General features: G+C 71.1%; 12 protein-coding genes. 4 read left to right on the forward strand and 8 right to left on the reverse strand.

Going from position 1 to position 14,562, the window contains the following annotated elements; all coding sequences use genetic code 11:
* Positions 1–10 precede the first annotated feature (10 nt).
* From ACGFR9_RS01370 to ACGFR9_RS01405, 8 genes are all read right to left on the reverse strand, one after another.
* Positions 11–1,054, reverse strand: coding sequence for a substrate-binding domain-containing protein (locus ACGFR9_RS01370; RefSeq protein WP_393201775.1), 1,044 nt, complete (start codon positions 1,052–1,054; stop codon positions 11–13).
* A gap of 17 nt (positions 1,055–1,071) precedes the next feature.
* Positions 1,072–2,091, reverse strand: a complete 1,020-nt coding sequence (locus ACGFR9_RS01375) for an ABC transporter permease (RefSeq protein ID WP_393201777.1) — start codon at positions 2,089–2,091, stop codon at positions 1,072–1,074.
* Positions 2,088–3,605, reverse strand: coding sequence for a sugar ABC transporter ATP-binding protein (locus ACGFR9_RS01380; protein ID WP_393201779.1), 1,518 nt, complete (start codon positions 3,603–3,605; stop codon positions 2,088–2,090). The genes ACGFR9_RS01375 and ACGFR9_RS01380 overlap by 4 nt, the downstream gene beginning before the upstream one ends.
* Before the next feature lie 290 nt (positions 3,606–3,895).
* Positions 3,896–5,077 carry an ROK family protein gene (locus tag ACGFR9_RS01385; RefSeq protein ID WP_030219628.1) on the reverse strand — a complete coding sequence of 394 codons (1,182 nt, stop codon included), beginning with the start codon at positions 5,075–5,077 and terminating at the stop codon, positions 3,896–3,898.
* A 218-nt stretch (positions 5,078–5,295) separates the two neighbouring features.
* On the reverse strand, positions 5,296–5,973 hold the full coding sequence (locus ACGFR9_RS01390) for a GntR family transcriptional regulator (protein ID WP_393202736.1): 678 nt from the start codon (positions 5,971–5,973) through the stop codon (positions 5,296–5,298).
* A gap of 157 nt (positions 5,974–6,130) precedes the next feature.
* Positions 6,131–7,078, reverse strand: coding sequence for a beta-ketoacyl-ACP synthase III (locus tag ACGFR9_RS01395; protein WP_393201781.1), 948 nt, complete (start codon positions 7,076–7,078; stop codon positions 6,131–6,133).
* 154 nt (positions 7,079–7,232) lie between these two features.
* The gene (locus tag ACGFR9_RS01400) at positions 7,233–7,373 is read right to left on the reverse strand and encodes a hypothetical protein (RefSeq protein ID WP_311644926.1); all 141 of its coding nucleotides are present in this window, start codon (positions 7,371–7,373) and stop codon (positions 7,233–7,235) included.
* Positions 7,342–8,682 carry an OFA family MFS transporter gene (locus ACGFR9_RS01405; RefSeq protein WP_393201783.1) on the reverse strand — a complete coding sequence of 447 codons (1,341 nt, stop codon included), beginning with the start codon at positions 8,680–8,682 and terminating at the stop codon, positions 7,342–7,344. The genes ACGFR9_RS01400 and ACGFR9_RS01405 overlap by 32 nt, the downstream gene beginning before the upstream one ends.
* A 192-nt stretch (positions 8,683–8,874) precedes the next feature.
* Between ACGFR9_RS01405 and ACGFR9_RS01410 the strand changes: the two genes are divergently transcribed.
* The 4 genes from ACGFR9_RS01410 to ACGFR9_RS01425 are packed head-to-tail and all read left to right on the forward strand — an operon-like array spanning position 8,875 to position 14,555.
* Positions 8,875–9,846 (forward strand): 2-dehydropantoate 2-reductase, encoded by a 972-nt coding sequence (locus ACGFR9_RS01410; RefSeq protein WP_030219643.1) that lies wholly within the window; start codon positions 8,875–8,877, stop codon positions 9,844–9,846.
* Positions 9,843–11,801: a molybdopterin oxidoreductase family protein gene (locus tag ACGFR9_RS01415; RefSeq protein ID WP_393201785.1), complete on the forward strand. Its 1,959-nt coding sequence runs from the start codon at positions 9,843–9,845 to the stop codon at positions 11,799–11,801. Before ACGFR9_RS01410 ends, ACGFR9_RS01415 begins: the two co-directional genes overlap by 4 nt.
* The gene (locus ACGFR9_RS01420; RefSeq protein ID WP_393201787.1) at positions 11,782–13,698 is read left to right on the forward strand and encodes an NAD(P)H-dependent oxidoreductase subunit E; all 1,917 of its coding nucleotides are present in this window, start codon (positions 11,782–11,784) and stop codon (positions 13,696–13,698) included. The genes ACGFR9_RS01415 and ACGFR9_RS01420 overlap by 20 nt, the downstream gene beginning before the upstream one ends.
* Complete coding sequence (locus tag ACGFR9_RS01425) at positions 13,695–14,555, forward strand: 2Fe-2S iron-sulfur cluster-binding protein (RefSeq protein WP_393201789.1); 861 nt, start codon at positions 13,695–13,697, stop codon at positions 14,553–14,555. Before ACGFR9_RS01420 ends, ACGFR9_RS01425 begins: the two co-directional genes overlap by 4 nt.
* Positions 14,556–14,562 lie beyond the last annotated feature (7 nt).

Here is a 14,562-nt window from a genome sequence, read left to right on the forward strand (position 1 = left end):
GCGGGGCCCCTCACTTGAAGCCGGTGGGCATGTACTGGTCCACGTTCTCCTTGTCGACGACGGCCGAGTAGCAGGTCACCGACGACGGGATCTCGAACTCGGCGAGGCCGCCGATGCCCTTGCCCTGGCCGAGGGCGCGGGCCAGGTCGATCGCGGACGCCGCCATCGTCGGCGGGTACAGGACGGTGGCCTTGAGGACGCCGCTGTCGGCTTTGATGGCCTCGAACGCGGAGAGCGCGCCCGCGCCGCCGACCATCAGGAAGTCGTCGCGCCCGGCCTGCTCGATGGCGCGCAGGGCACCCACGCCCTGGTCGTCGTCGTGGTTCCACAGGGCGTCGAAGTCCGACTGGGCCTGGAGCAGCTGGGCCATCTTTGCCTGGCCGGACTCGACGGTGAACTCGGCGGCCTGGCGGGCCACCTTCTTGATGTTCGGATAGTTCTTCAGGCCGTCGTCGAAGCCCTGGGTGCGCTGCTGCGTCAGTTCCAGGTTGTCGATGCCGGCCAGCTCGATGACCTTGGCGTCCGGCTTGTCCTTGAGCTTCTCGCCGATGTAGTGGGCGGCGTTGAGCCCCATGCCGTAGTTGTCGCCGCCGACCCAGCAGCGGTATGCCTGCGGGCTGTTGAAGATCCGGTCGAGGTTGACGACGGGGATGCCCGCCCGCATCGCCTTCAGGCCGATCTGGGTGAGGGCCTTGCCGTCGGCCGGCAGGATGACCAGGACGTCGACCTTCTTGTTGATGAGGGTCTCGATCTGGCCGATCTGCTGCGCGGTGTCGTTGGAACCCTCGGTGATCTCCATGGTGATCTCGGAGTACTTCTCGGCGCGCTTCTTGGCCTGGTCGTTGACGGCGTTGAGCCAGCCGTGGTCGGCCTGCGGGCCGGCGTAGCCGATGGTGACGGGCTTGCCGGGCTTGTCGTCCGCGGCGGGCTGCGTGTCCGCGGCCTTGTCGTCGCCGTCGTCCGGGTCGTTGCTCGTGCACCCGGTGAGGACGGCACCGGCGGACACGGCGGCGGCTCCGAAGAGCAGCCCTCTGCGGCTCGTGAGGTTCGTCATGACGGTGGACCCTTTCCTCAGTGCGTGCTTGCGGTACGGCGCTGGACCAGCACGGCGGCGACGATGATCGCGCCCTTGGCGATCTGCTGGACGGCGGTCTCGAGGTTGTTCAGGGCGAAGATGTTGGTGATGGTGGTGAAGATCAGGACGCCGAGCACGGAGCCGAGGATGTGACCCCGGCCGCCGGTCAGCAGGGTGCCGCCGATGATCGCGGCGGCGATGGCGTCGAGTTCGTAGAGGTTGCCGTTGGTGTTCTGGCCGGAACCGGCGAGGGCCACCAGCAGGAAGGCCGCGATGCCGCAGCACAGCCCGGACAGCAGGTAGAGGTAGAGGCGCTGGCGGCGGACGTCGATGCCGGCCAGCCGGGCGGCCTCGGCGTTGCCGCCGACGGCGACGGTGCGGCGGCCGAAGGTGGTCCGGTTGAGCACCAGCCAGCCGATGACGGTGACGGCCGCGAAGACCATGACCAGCGGGGGTACGCCGAGCACGTACGAGTCTCGCTCGGCGAGGTCGAGGACGCCGGGGACGGTGACGACCTGGGTGCGGCCGTCCGTGATCTGGAGCGCGAGGCCGCGCGCCGAGGCCAGCATGGCGAGGGTGGCGATGAACGGGACCATCTGGCCGAAGGCGATGAGCACCCCGTTGACCAGTCCGCAGCCCACTCCGACCACGATCGCCGTGAACAGGATGCCGAAGAACCCGAACTCCTGGGTGGCGACCGTCGTCGCCCACACCGAGGAGAGGGCGACGATGGCGCCGACGGACAGGTCGATGCCGCCGGAGACGATGACGAAGGTCATGCCGACGGTGACGACGCCGATCACGGACGCCTGGGTGAGCACCAGTTGGAGGTTGCGGGTGTCGAGGAACGCGTCGGGCTGGGTGACGCCGCCGATGATGACAAGTGCGGCGAGCACGCCGAGCAGGGTGAGGGTGCGGACGTCGGCGCGGCCCAACCGGACCCGCCAGGCGGGCGGTCCCTCCAGTGGTGCCGCCTTGCCGGTGCCGTCCCGCGGCGGGGACACGTGCTGCGTCATGACGCCGGGCTTCCTTCCATCACGAGGTCGAGTACGCGGTGTTCGTCGAGGTCGCGGGCGGGGGCCTCGTGCACGACGCGGCCCTCACGCAGCACCAGGACGCGGTCGGCGAGGCCGAGCACCTCGGGCACCTCGCTGGAGACCAGCAGTACGGCGAGGCCCTCGTCCGCCAGCCGGCGGACGACCGCGTAGAGCTCGGCGCGGGCGCCGACGTCGACGCCCCGGGTGGGTTCGTCGAGCAGCAGCACCCGGCAGCCGCGCAGCAGCCAGCGGGCGAGAACGGCCTTCTGCTGGTTGCCGCCGGACAGGGTGCGCACGGGCACGTCCGGGTTGTCGGGCCGCAGCGAGAGTTCGCGGACCGCCGCGCGCGCCGCCCCCAGTTCGGCGCCGCGGTCGATCCAGCCGGCCTTCGCGAAGCGGGACATGGAGGAGACCGACACATTGCGGGTGACGGACTCCAGCATCAGCAGGGCCTGCGCCTTGCGTTCCTCGGGGGCGAGCCCGAGTCCGGCGCGCACGGCGGCCCGTACGCTGCCCGGCTTCAGGGGGCGGCCGTCGACGGTCACCCGGCCCGTGTCCGGTTTGCGGGCGCCGTAGATGGTCTCCAGGACCTCGGAGCGTCCGGAGCCGACGAGTCCCGCCAGCCCCACGATCTCCCCGGGGCGCACCTGGAGGTCGAGCGGGGCGAACTCGCCCGCGCGGGAGAGCCCTTCGACGGTGAGCACCGGTTCGCCGTCCGGCGCGACGGCGGGCCGCTCGGGGAAGACGTACTCGACGTTGCGTCCGGTCATCAGCGCGACGACCTCGCGGGTCGGCGTCGACTCGGCGGGCAGCCCGCCGGCGACGGCACGGCCGTCCTTCAGTACGGTCACCCGGTCGCCGATGCGGCGGATCTCCTCGAGCCGGTGCGAGATGTAGACGACGGCCACGCCGTCGGCGGTCAGGTCGCCGACGATGCGGAAGAGGTTGTCGACCTCGTCCGGGTCGAGTGCGGCGGACGGCTCGTCCATCACGATGAGCCGTACGTCGTGGGAGAGCGCCCGCGCCATGGACACGATCTGCTGGTGAGCGGCGGAGAGTTCGCCGACCAGACGACCCGGGTCGATCTCGGGGTGTCCGAGCCGCTTCAGCAGCTGGGCCGTGGACGACTTGGCGGCTTTGGCGCGTACGACGAACCCGGCGGCGGTCGGTTCATGGCCGAGGTGGACGTTCTCGGCGACCGACAGGTGTTCCACCAGGTCGAGTTCCTGGTAGATGGTGGCGATACCGAGGCGCATGGCGGCGATCGGCGAGCGCAGCGTGACGTCCTCGCCGCGCCAGCGGATGGTGCCGGTGTCGGGCTGGTGGGCGCCGGCCAGCACCTTGATCAGGGTGGACTTACCGGCGCCGTTCTGGCCGAGCAGGCAGTGCACCTCGCCGGCCTGGACGTCGAGGTCGACGCCGTCCAGGGCCCGGACTCCGGGGAACGACTTGGTGATGCCGGACATGCTGAGCAGCGGTGGTTGTGGTGCCATGCGGATTCCCCTCGGCGGGCGTTCGGGCCGGTGTCAGGGCGATCCCCTTGCGGGGCAGGCGTTTTCGGGCAGGGCGGAGCAGGGCGTTGACGGTGCCTGGGTATGGGTGGAGGTTGCTGTGACGGGCGGGTGCGGTGGTACACGGCGTGCGGGTGGTGCGAGTGCGGGACAGACGGGTGGTGCGGGTGCGGTCGCAGGTGGTGCGGGACGCGCGGGTGGTGCGGGTGCGGGCCGTGCAGGGTGCGCGGGTGGAGCGAGTGCCGTGGTGCGGGTGCGGTGGGGCTGCCGGTCTACGCGGGTGAGAACAGGTGGTCGCTGATGAGGCGGGCCGCGCCGATGACTCCGGCGGTGGGGCCCAACTCCCCCAGGACGATGGGCAGGTTGCCCGTCGCCAGGGGCAGTGAGCCGCGGTAGACCTGGGTGCGGATCGCGGCGAGCAGGGTGTGGCCGAGGCCGGTCACCCCGCCGCCGATCACCACCAGGCCGGGGTTGAAGAAGCTGACCAGGCCGGCGATGACCTGGCCGGTGCGGTTGCCGCCCTCGCGGATGAGATCGAGGGCGGTGGCGTCACCGGCCGCGGCCGCGGCGGCGACGTCGACGGCGCTGAGCGTGCCGTTCGCCTCCAGCCGGCCGGCGAGTTCGGTGGAGAGCCGCTGCTCGGCGGCCTCCATGGCGTCCCGGGCGAGGGCCGCGCCGGAGAAGTGTGCCTCCAGGCAGCCCCGGTTGCCGCAGGCGCACGGACGGCCGTCGGGCACGGCCTGGATGTGTCCGATGTCGCCCGCGCTGCCCGTCGTACCGCGGTAGACCTCACCGCCGACGACGATGCCGCAGCCGATGCCGGTACCGATCTTGACGACGAGGAAGTCGTGCACGGTGCGGGCGACGCCCGCGTGCTGCTCCCCCATCGCCATCAGGTTCACGTCGTTGTCGACCATGACCGGGCAGCCGAGGTCCTGGCTGAGCGCCTCCCGTACGGGGAAGCCGTCCCAGCCGGGCATGATCGGCGGCGCGACCGGGATGCCCTCGGGGAAGCGGACCGGGCCCGGGACGCCGATACCGGCGCCGTCGAACCCCTCCGCGAGCCCGGAAGCCCTCAACTTCGCGGCCATGGCGAGTACTTGCTCGAAGACCGCGACGGGCCCCTCGCGTACGTCCATGGGCTGGTTGATGTGCCCGAGGATCTCCAGCTCGGCGTTGGTGACGGCGACGTCGACCGAGGTCGCGCCGATGTCCACGCCGAGGAACCGAAGGTGCGGGTTGAGGCGGATGTTGTGGGAGCGCCGGCCACCGCGCGAGGCGGCGAGTCCGTCGGCCACGACGAGTTCCGTCTCCAGCAGCCGGTCCACCTCCACGGCCAGTTTCGACCGGGAGAGGTCGACCTGGTCGCCCAGCTGGGCACGGGAGTTGGGTCCACCGTCGCGCAGCAGCCTGAGCAGTCGCGCCTGGTGGGCGTTGGCGGGTCGGGCTGTCATACGTCTCACGAACCCCTCCCCGCCTCGATCGGCTTGTGCGCGCCGGATTCCGGCCACGTGTGTGGCGTGCTTTCGGATGGGAAAGTAGCAGCGCCTGCCGGAGGTGGGAAGAAGTCGCGCAGGAATTGACCCCTACTTTTTCCACTCACAGGACAAAGGAGCGGACGGGGTGCCGGACATCGGCCGACAAGGCGGGCGAAAAGGTGCGGGCCGCGGACTCAGGACGTCTCGCGTGCGTGGTACGAGCGCCGCGTGTGTTCGGTGTGTTCACGCATCAGCCGGGTGGCCAGCTGCTCATCGTGCGCGGCGACGGCCGCGATCAGCTCGCGGTGCTCCACCCAGGACTGGCCGCCGCGCTGCCGGGCGACGGGTGTGTAGTACCAGCGCACGCGCCGGTCGACCTGCGCGGCGAGCTCCGCGAGCACGGCGTTGCCGGCCAACTCCATGATCTTGGCGTGGAACCGTGCGTTGAGGACGACGGCGGCATCCACGTCGTCGGCGTCGACGGCCTTCAGCCCTTCGGCGAGGATCTCCTCGAGGGCCGCGACGCCCGCCTCGTCGGCGTTGCCCGCGGCGAGCCGGGCCGCCTCCGCCTCCAACAGCGTACGCACCGTGAGGAGCTGGTCGGCCTCCTGCTCGGTCGGCTCGTGCACGAACGCGCCCTGGGCGGGCCGCAGATCGACCCAGCCCTCGGTGTTGAGCCGCTGCAGCGCCTCCCGCACCGGCTGGCGGGAGACGCCGAGATGGCCTGCGAGTTCACTCTCGACGAGATGCTGGCCGGGCTGGAGGGCGCGGGTGGTGATGAGTTCGAGCAGTGCCTCGTAGACCCGGTCGCGCAGCGGGCCCGGCCTCTCCAGCCGGGGCACCGCCCCCTGGGGCAGTCCGGTGGACAACATCACGGTCCCCCTCCTCCGCCGCGCACCGCCGCGAACGCCGGTGCACCGCAACGCCGGTAGCGATTGTCTTTCGTCTACAGTCTACGGCGCATCGAGGGCCGGTGGGCGGACGAGTCGGCCACGTCACACCCGTCCGGGGGGCCGAACAGACTCCGGCTCAGGGGCAGCGTACGACCTGCCCCGCGTACGACAGGTTCCCGCCGAAGCCGAACAGCAGCACCGGGTCGCCGGTCGTGACCGCGCCCTGTTCGACGAGCTTGGAGAAGGCGAGCGGGATGCTGGCGGCCGAGGTGTTGCCGGAGTCGGTGACATCGCGGGCGACGACGGCGTTGACGGCGCCGAGCCGGCGCGCAAGGGGTTCGATGATCCGCAGGTTGGCCTGGTGCAGCACCACACCGGCGAGATCCTCGGGGGCCAGTCCCGCCTTCTCGCAGGCCTGGCGGGCGACGACCGGCAGCTGCGTGGCGGCCCAGCGGTAGACGCTCTGGCCCTCCTGGGCGAACCGGGGCGGTGTGCCCTCGATCCGCACCGCGTGCCCCATCTCGGGCACCGAGCCCCACAGCACCGGGCCGATCCCGGCCTCCGCGCCCGGTGCGCAGGCCTCGACGACGGCCGCGCCCGCACCGTCGCCGACGAGGACGCAGGTGGTGCGGTCGGTCCAGTCGGTCACGTCGGTCATCTTGTCGGCGCCGATCACCAGGACCCGGCCGGCGCCGCCGGCCCGTACGGCGTGGTCGGCGGTGGCGAGGGCGTGGGTGAACCCGGCACAGACCACGTTGATGTCCATGACGGCGGGGCCCGGCATGCCGAGGCGGGCCGCGACACGGGCGGCCATGTTGGGCGAGCGGTCGATCGCGGTGGATGTGGCGACCAGGACCAGGTCGATCTCGGCGGGGGTCCGGCCGGCCGCCGCGAGGGCCTTGGCGGCGGCGTGCGCGGCGAGTTCGTCGACCGGCTCGTCGGGTCCCGCGATGTGACGGGTGCGGATGCCCACCCGGCTCGTGATCCACTCGTCGCTGGTGTCCACCATGCCCGCCAGGTCCTCGTTGGTGAGGACCCGTGCGGGCTGGTAGTGGCCGACGGCGACGATGCGCGAGCCGATCATGGGTGGATCCCCCTCGGTGGGTCAGGTGCGGGATGCACCAGTCTGATCAGTGACTCACCGGTACGAGGACAGGTGAAGCGACAGGAAACGGGGGTGAGCCTTGTCGGCTTCCGTCAGCCCCCGGGCGGTCCCGTGACCGCCCGGGAACCCCCGGTCACCCGGTGAACAGCTGCGTCGCCTTCCGTACGAGTTCGTACAGGCCGTAGGCAAGGGGCAGGCCCACCCACAGCCAGGCGAAGGTGATCAGCGCGCGGCGGTCCGGGCTAGGCGGACTCTGGCTGTTCTCGCCGGTCATCGGCGGCCTCCTTCGGGGTGTCGGTGCCGGGGACGTGGTGGCGGGGGTCGACGGGCCGGACCAGTTCGTTGGCGATGAAGCCGACGACGAGCAGCCCGATCATGATGATCAGCGACACCCCGTACAGCGAGGCGCCGTGCCGGCCGGCCGCCTCCTGCCGGTCGGCGACCCAGTTGACGATCAGCGGGCCGAGCACACCGGCGGTGGACCAGGCGGTGAGCAGCCGGCCGTGGATCGCGCCGACCTCGTAGGTGCCGAAGAGATCCTTCAGATACGCCGGGACCGTGGCGAAGCCGCCGCCGTAGAAGGAGAGGATCACCAGCGCGCACAGCACGAACAGCGGCTTGGAGGAGTCGCCGAGCAGGGCGATGAGCGCGTACATCAGCGCGCCGACGCCGAGGTAGACGCGGTAGATGTTCTTCCGGCCGATCAGGTCGGAGGTGGTCGACCAGCCGATCCGGCCGGCCATGTTGGCCGCCGACAGCAGGGCGACGAACCCGGCGGCCGCGGTCGCCGACACCGGCGCGGAGGTGTCCGCGAAGAAGTCGGTGATCATCGGCGCGGCCTTCTCCAGGATGCCGATGCCCGCGGTCACGTTCATGGTGAGCACGATCCACAGCAGCCAGAACTGCGGGGTGCGCACGGCGGAACGCGCCGACACCTGCGGCCCCGAGAGCGCGGCGGGCGCGCCCTCCACCGGCCGCGCGCTGCGCGGCACCCGGACCAACAGCACGCCGAGCAGCATGAACACGGCGTACGTCAGCCCGTGCACGAGGAACGCGTAGGCGATGCCGACGTTGTCCGTGCCGAAGGACTCGAGCATCTGCGCCGACCAGGGCGAGGCGATCAGCGCGCCGCCGCCGAAGCCCATGATGGCGATGCCGGTGGCCATGCCGGGACGGTCCGGGAACCACTTGATGAGCGTCGAGACGGGTGAGATGTAGCCGATACCGAGTCCGATGCCGCCGACGAAGCCGTAGCCGAACACGATCAGCCAGTACTGCTCGGTGGCCGCGCCCAGCGCGGAGAGCAGGAAGCCGGAGGAGAAGCAGATCAGGGCGACGGTCATGGCCCAGCGAGGGCCCCGGCGTTCCACGAGCGTGCCGCCGAACGCGGCGGACAGGCCGAGCATGACGATGCCGAGCTGGAAGGGCAGTGCGCTCTGGGTGCCGCTGAGATCGAGCGCGGACTCCAGCGGCGGCTTGAACACGCTCCACGCGTAGGCCTGGCCGATGGAGAGATGGACGGAGAGTGCGGCGGGCGGCACGAGCCAGCGGCTCCAGCCCGGCGGTGCGACGGGGGGACTCATGAGTCCCCAACCGTAGGGACGACGGGGGCCCTTGAGAAGACAGTTGAGCGGACAACCACCGGGACTGCACAAAGCCCTTGCGGAAAGCCTTGTCGGCACCCCCTCCATACTGTAGACAATATTTCGTCGACAGAGATTCGGCTGTTCCCGTCGTTCCTCGGTATCCCTCGACCGGACGGAGCTCCTCTCGCCATGAAAGTCGCAGTCCTCGGCGCCGGGGCGATCGGCGCCTACGTCGGTGCCGCCCTCCACCGTGCGGGCGCCGACGTGCATCTCATCGCCCGTGGACCCCATCTGGCGGCCATGAGGCAGTACGGAGTACGGGTGCGCAGCCCGCGCGGTGACTTCACCGCGCACGCCCGCGCCACCGACGACCCGGCCGAAGTCGGCCCGGTCGACTATGTGTTCCTGGGTCTGAAGGCCAACTCGTACGCGGCGTGCGGGCCGCTGATCGAGCCGCTGCTGCACGACACCACGGCGGTCGTGGCCGCCCAGAACGGCATCCCCTGGTGGTACTTCCACCGGCACGGCGGGCCGTACGACGGCCGTCGGCTGGAGAGTGTGGACCCGGACGGCGCGGTCAGTGCGGTGCTCGCGCCCGAACGGGCCGTCGGCTGCGTCGTCTACGCGGCCACCGAGCTCGAACAGCCCGGTGTCGTACGGCATGTGGAAGGCACCCGGTTCTCGATCGGCGAGCCCGGCCGTGCCGTCTCGGCACGCTGTCTGGCGCTGAGCGAGGCGATGCGGGCGGGCGGGCTGAAGTGCCCGGTCGAACCGGATCTGCGCAACGACATCTGGCTGAAGCTCCTGGGCAACATCTCCTTCAACCCGATCAGCGCCCTGGTGCGCGCCACCATGCGGCAGATGTGCCTGCACGGCGGCACCCGCCAGGTGATCGAGACGATGATGGCCGAGACGCTGGCGGTCGCCGGGGCCCTCGGCTGCGAGGTCGGCGTCTCCATCGAGCGCCGGCTCGCGGGCGCCGAGAAGGTCGGCGACCACCGCACCTCCACGCTCCAGGACCTGGAGCGCGGCAAGCCGCTGGAACTCGACGTGCTGCTCGCGGCCGTCGTGGAACTGGCGGAGATCACCGGTGTGCCGGTGCCCACCCTGCGCACGGTGCACGCCCTGTCGGACCTGCTCGCGCTGAGGAGCGCCGCATGAGCGAACGCGACCGAGACCGAGGCGGCCGCAAGCGCCGCGACCGGAGCCCGAAGACCTACACCCGCCTCACCCACCCACTCGTGCGGGACTCCCGCGACGAGCCCTTCCGCCGGGCGACATGGGACGAGGCCCTGGACCGTACCGCGCGGGGCCTGGCGGCGGCACAGGGTGCCTTCGGGATGTTCTCCTGCTCCCGCGCGACCAACGAGATGAACTACGTGGCGCAGAAGTTCGCCCGCGTGGTGATGCGCACCAACAACGTCGACTCCTGCAACCGTACCTGCCACGCCCCGTCCGTCGCCGGTCTGTCGGCGGCGTTCGGCTCCGGCGGCGGCACCTCCTCCTACGAGGAGATCGAGCACACCGACGTCATCGTGATGTGGGGCTCCAACGCCCGCTTCGCGCACCCCATCTTCTTCCAGCACGTGCTGAAGGGCATCCGGGGCGGCGCCCGGATGTACGCGGTGGACCCGCGCCGCACGTCCACCGCCGAGTGGGCGGAGAGCTGGCTCGGGCTCAACGTCGGCACGGACATCGCGATGGCGCACGCGATCGGCCGCGAGATCATCCACGCGGGCCTGGTCAACGAGGCGTTCGTCCGGCGGGCCACCACCGGCTTCGAGGAGTACCGGGAGCTGGTCGAACCGTGGACCCTGTCCCTCGCGGAGAAGGTGACGGGCGTACCGGCGGCGGCGATCAGGGAGCTGGCGCACGCCTACGCCCGCGCGGAGCGCGCCCAGCTGTGCTGGACCCTCGGCATCACCGAGCACCACAACGGCACGGACAACGTCCGCGCGCTGATCAACCTCTCCCTGCTGACCGGCCATGTGGGCCGCTACGGCTCGGGACTTCAGCCCCTGCGCGGCCAGAACAACGTCCAGGGCGGCGGCGACATGGGCGCGATCCCCAACCGTCTGCCCGGCTTCCAGGATCTCCTCGACCCGGGCATCCGGCTGAAGTTCGAGTCCGCCTGGGACTCCGCCATCCAGCCGCGCTACGGCATGACCCTCACCGAGATGTTCGAGGCGATGGAGGACGGCTCCCTGCGGGCCGTGTACTGCATCGGCGAGAACCCGGCCCAGTCGGAGGCGGACAGCGAACAGGCGGTACGCCGCCTGCGGTCGCTGGACTTCCTGGTGGTCCAGGACATCTTCCTGACGAAGACCGCCGAACTCGCCGACGTCGTCCTCCCCGCGACCGCCGGCTGGGCCGAGACCGAGGGCACCACCACCAACAGCGAGCGCAGGGTGCAGCGGGTGCGCCGGGCGGTACTGCCGCCCGGCGAGGCCCGCGAGGACATCGACATCCTCTGCGACCTCGCCGGCCGTCTCGGCCACGACTGGAAGTACGCGGACGCCGAGGCGGTGTGGAACGAGCTGCGCTCGGTCTCCCCGGACCACTACGGGATGACGTACGACCGCCTGGACGAACACCAGGGCATCCAGTGGCCGTGCCCCACCACGGACGGCCTCGAACCCCCCTATCTGCACGGCAGGTTGTGGGAGAAGGACCCGGAACTGCGCGGCCGGGCGGCGCCCTTCGGCATCGTGCGGCACGATCCGCCGGTCGACCTCACGGACGAGCACTATCCGATCCGGCTGACCACGGGCCGGCGTCTCGACTCCTACAACACCGGTGTGCAGAGCGGCAGTTTCGCCTCCCCGCTGCGGCGCGGCGAGTACGTCGAGCTGTGCCCGGAGGACGCCGAGCGGTACGGGGTCGTGGTGGGCGAACAGGTACGGGTGTCCTCACGCCGGGGTTCCGTGCTGGCTCCGGTGTGGGTGGACACGGGACTGCGGCCGGGCCTCGCGTTCATGACGTTCCACTTCCCCGACGAGGTGGACACCAACCAGCTGACGATCGAGGCGAACTGCCCGATCGCGGGGACGGCGGAGTTCAAGGCGTCGGCGATCCGGATCGAGAAGGTGAGCACCAGTGGACCTGCACTTCGGTGACAGCAAGCCGACGGACGACGAGCGCGCGGCCGTGGACGCCCTGCTCGGCCCGCCCGAGTCGTCCTGGGAGGGCGCCGACCGCTCCGACGCGGACCTCAGGTGGGCCCGCGGCGGCCGCGAGGCCCGTGACCGCCGCGACCTGCTGCTACCGGGACTGCACGCCGTCAACGACCGGATCGGCTGGATCAGCGAGGGCGCCCTGGACTACCTCTGCCGCCGTCTGACGGTCCCCCCGGCAGAGGCGTACGGAGTGGCCACCTTCTACGCGATGTTCTCCCTCCGCCCCCGCCCGTCCACGGTCCTGCACCTCTGCACGGACCTGGCCTGCACGGCGGCGGGCGCGGCGAGGCTGTGCACGGAGGTCGAATCCGGCCTGGGCCCGGGTTCCGGAGTACACGTGGAACGCAGCCCCTGCCTGGGCCTGTGCGAACGAGCACCGGCGGCACTGGTGATCCGGGCCGGTGAACCGGCCCGTCCGGCGCTCGAGGACGAGGCCCGAAGGGCCGAAGAGGGGTCCGGGGGCGAAGCCCCCGGGGACGGGACCGGCAAGGGGCGGCGGGGGCGAACCACAGCGGTATGCGCCCCGGCCACCCCCACCACGGCGATCGAAGCGGCGACCGCCCCCGAAAACGCGCCCCCCGAACCCGCCCCCGCCACCGCGGTCCCCCAATCCGGAGACCCGGCCCTCACCCTCCTCCACCGCATAGCCACCACGGACCCCACCGACCTCGACGACTACCGGGCGCACGGCGGCTACACAGCCCTGCGACGGGCTTTCGACATCGGCCCCGCCGCGGTCATCCGCGAAGTCACCGACGCCGGCCTCGTGGGCCGGGGCGGCGCCGCCTTCCCCACCGGCCGCAAATGGCAGGCCACGGCCTCCCAGCCCGACCACCCCCACTATCTGGTCTGCAACGCGGACGAATCCGAACCGGGCACGTTCAAGGACCGCGTCCTCATGGAGGGCGACCCCTTCGCCCTCGTGGAAGCCATGACCATCGCCGCATACGCGACCGGAGCCCACCACGGCTACCTCTACCTCCGCGGCGAATACCCGCGGGCCACCGCCCGCATGGAGCACGCCATCGCCCAGGCCCGCTCCCGCGGCCTCCTCGGCGACGACATCCTCGGCCAGGGCTACACCTTCGACATGGAGATACGGCGCGGCGCGGGCGCGTACATCTGCGGCGAGGAGACCGCCCTCTTCAACAGCATCGAGGGCTACCGGGGCGAGCCCCGCACCAAACCCCCCTTCCCCGTGGAGAAGGGCCTGTTCGGGAAGCCGACGGTCGAGAACAACGTGGAGACGCTGGTCAACGTCCTGCCCATCCTCACCATGGGCGCCCAGGCGTACGCCGCGATCGGCACGGAGAAGTCCACCGGCCCCAAACTCTTCTGTGTCTCCGGCAGCGTGGCCCGGCCCGGCATCTACGAACTTCCCTTCGGCGCCACCCTGGGCGAACTCCTCGGCCTCGCGGGCGTCCGCGACAACCTCCGCGCGGTCCTCCTCGGCGGCGCCGCCGGCGGTTTCGTACGCCCCGACGAACTGGACATCCCGCTCACCTTCGAAGGCACCCGCGAGGCGGGCACGACCCTCGGTTCCGGTGTCGTGATGGCCTTCGACGACACGGTCCCGCTCCCCCGGCTGCTGCTGCGCATCGCCCAGTTCTTCCGCGACGAGTCGTGCGGCCAGTGCGTGCCCTGCCGGGTCGGCACCGTCCGCCAGGAGGAGGCCCTGCACCGGATCGTCGACCGGGCCGGCGCCGACGCCTGTGCCGACATCACCCTGCTGCGCGAGGTCGGCCGGGCGATGCGGGACGCCTCGATCTGCGGTCTGGGGCAGACCGCGTGGAACGCCGTGGAATCCGCCATCGACCGTCTGGGGGCGTACGAATGACCGTGACACCGCTGGGGATCCCCCGCCGACTGCTGGAGTTCACCCTCGACGGAGACCCGGTCCGGGCGCCCGAGGGGTCGACGATCCTGGACGCCTGCCGGGCCGCCGGGAAGGACGTCCCGACGCTCTGCGAGGGCGACACCCTCACCCCCAAGAACGCCTGCCGGGTCTGTGTGGTGGAGGTGGAGGGCTCCCGCACCCTGGTCCCCGCGTGCTCGCGCAAGGCCGAGCCGGGCATGGAGGTGCGCACCGGCACCGAGCGGGCCCGGCACAGCCGCAAGGTCGTCCTGGAACTCCTCGCGTCCTCGGTCGACCTGTCGACCACTCCCCGGGTCGCCGAGTGGCTCAAGGAGTACGAGGCGAAACCGGACCGCTTCGGCCCGGACGCGGCCCGCCTCGACGAGGAGCCGAGGGTCGACAACGACCTGTACGTCCGCGACTACGGCAAGTGCATCCTCTGCTACAAATGCGTGGACGCGTGCGGCGACCAATGGCAGAACAGCTTCGCGATCTCGGTGGCCGGCCGTGGTTTCGACGCCCGGATCGCCGTCGAGCACGACGGCCCGCTCACCGACTCGGCGTGCGTGTACTGCGGTAACTGCATCGAGGTGTGCCCCACCGGGGCCCTGTCGTTCAAGTCGGAGTTCGACATGCGGGCGGCGGGTACCTGGGACGAGGCACGGCAGACGGAGACCACGACCGTGTGCGCGTACTGCGGAGTGGGCTGCAACCTCACCCTCCACGTGCAGGACAATGAGATCGTGAAGGTCACCTCGCCGCACGACAATCCGGTGACCCACGGCAACCTGTGCATCAAGGGCCGCTTCGGCTATCAGCACGTACAGAACCGGGACTGAGCGGAAC

It is taken from the genome of Streptomyces sp. NPDC048584 (assembly GCF_043199595.1).
GTDB lineage: Bacteria > Actinomycetota > Actinomycetes > Streptomycetales > Streptomycetaceae > Streptomyces > Streptomyces edwardsiae.

Coding starts and splice junctions, on each gene's coding strand:
- ACGFR9_RS01385 (WP_030219628.1), bottom strand. CDS start 5,077: ATGACAGCCCGACCCGCCAACGCCCACCAGGCGCGACTGCTCAGGCTG.
- ACGFR9_RS01395 (WP_393201781.1), bottom strand. CDS start 7,078: ATGATCGGCTCGCGCATCGTCGCCGTCGGCCACTACCAGCCCGCACGG.
- ACGFR9_RS01370 (WP_393201775.1), bottom strand. CDS start 1,054: ATGACGAACCTCACGAGCCGCAGAGGGCTGCTCTTCGGAGCCGCCGCC.
- ACGFR9_RS01400 (WP_311644926.1), bottom strand. CDS start 7,373: ATGACCGGCGAGAACAGCCAGAGTCCGCCTAGCCCGGACCGCCGCGCG.
- ACGFR9_RS01425 (WP_393201789.1), top strand. CDS start 13,695: ATGACCGTGACACCGCTGGGGATCCCCCGCCGACTGCTGGAGTTCACC.
- ACGFR9_RS01410 (WP_030219643.1), top strand. CDS start 8,875: ATGAAAGTCGCAGTCCTCGGCGCCGGGGCGATCGGCGCCTACGTCGGT.
- ACGFR9_RS01380 (WP_393201779.1), bottom strand. CDS start 3,605: ATGGCACCACAACCACCGCTGCTCAGCATGTCCGGCATCACCAAGTCG.
- ACGFR9_RS01415 (WP_393201785.1), top strand. CDS start 9,843: ATGAGCGAACGCGACCGAGACCGAGGCGGCCGCAAGCGCCGCGACCGG.
- ACGFR9_RS01375 (WP_393201777.1), bottom strand. CDS start 2,091: ATGACGCAGCACGTGTCCCCGCCGCGGGACGGCACCGGCAAGGCGGCA.
- ACGFR9_RS01390 (WP_393202736.1), bottom strand. CDS start 5,973: ATGTTGTCCACCGGACTGCCCCAGGGGGCGGTGCCCCGGCTGGAGAGG.
- ACGFR9_RS01405 (WP_393201783.1), bottom strand. CDS start 8,682: ATGAGTCCCCCCGTCGCACCGCCGGGCTGGAGCCGCTGGCTCGTGCCG.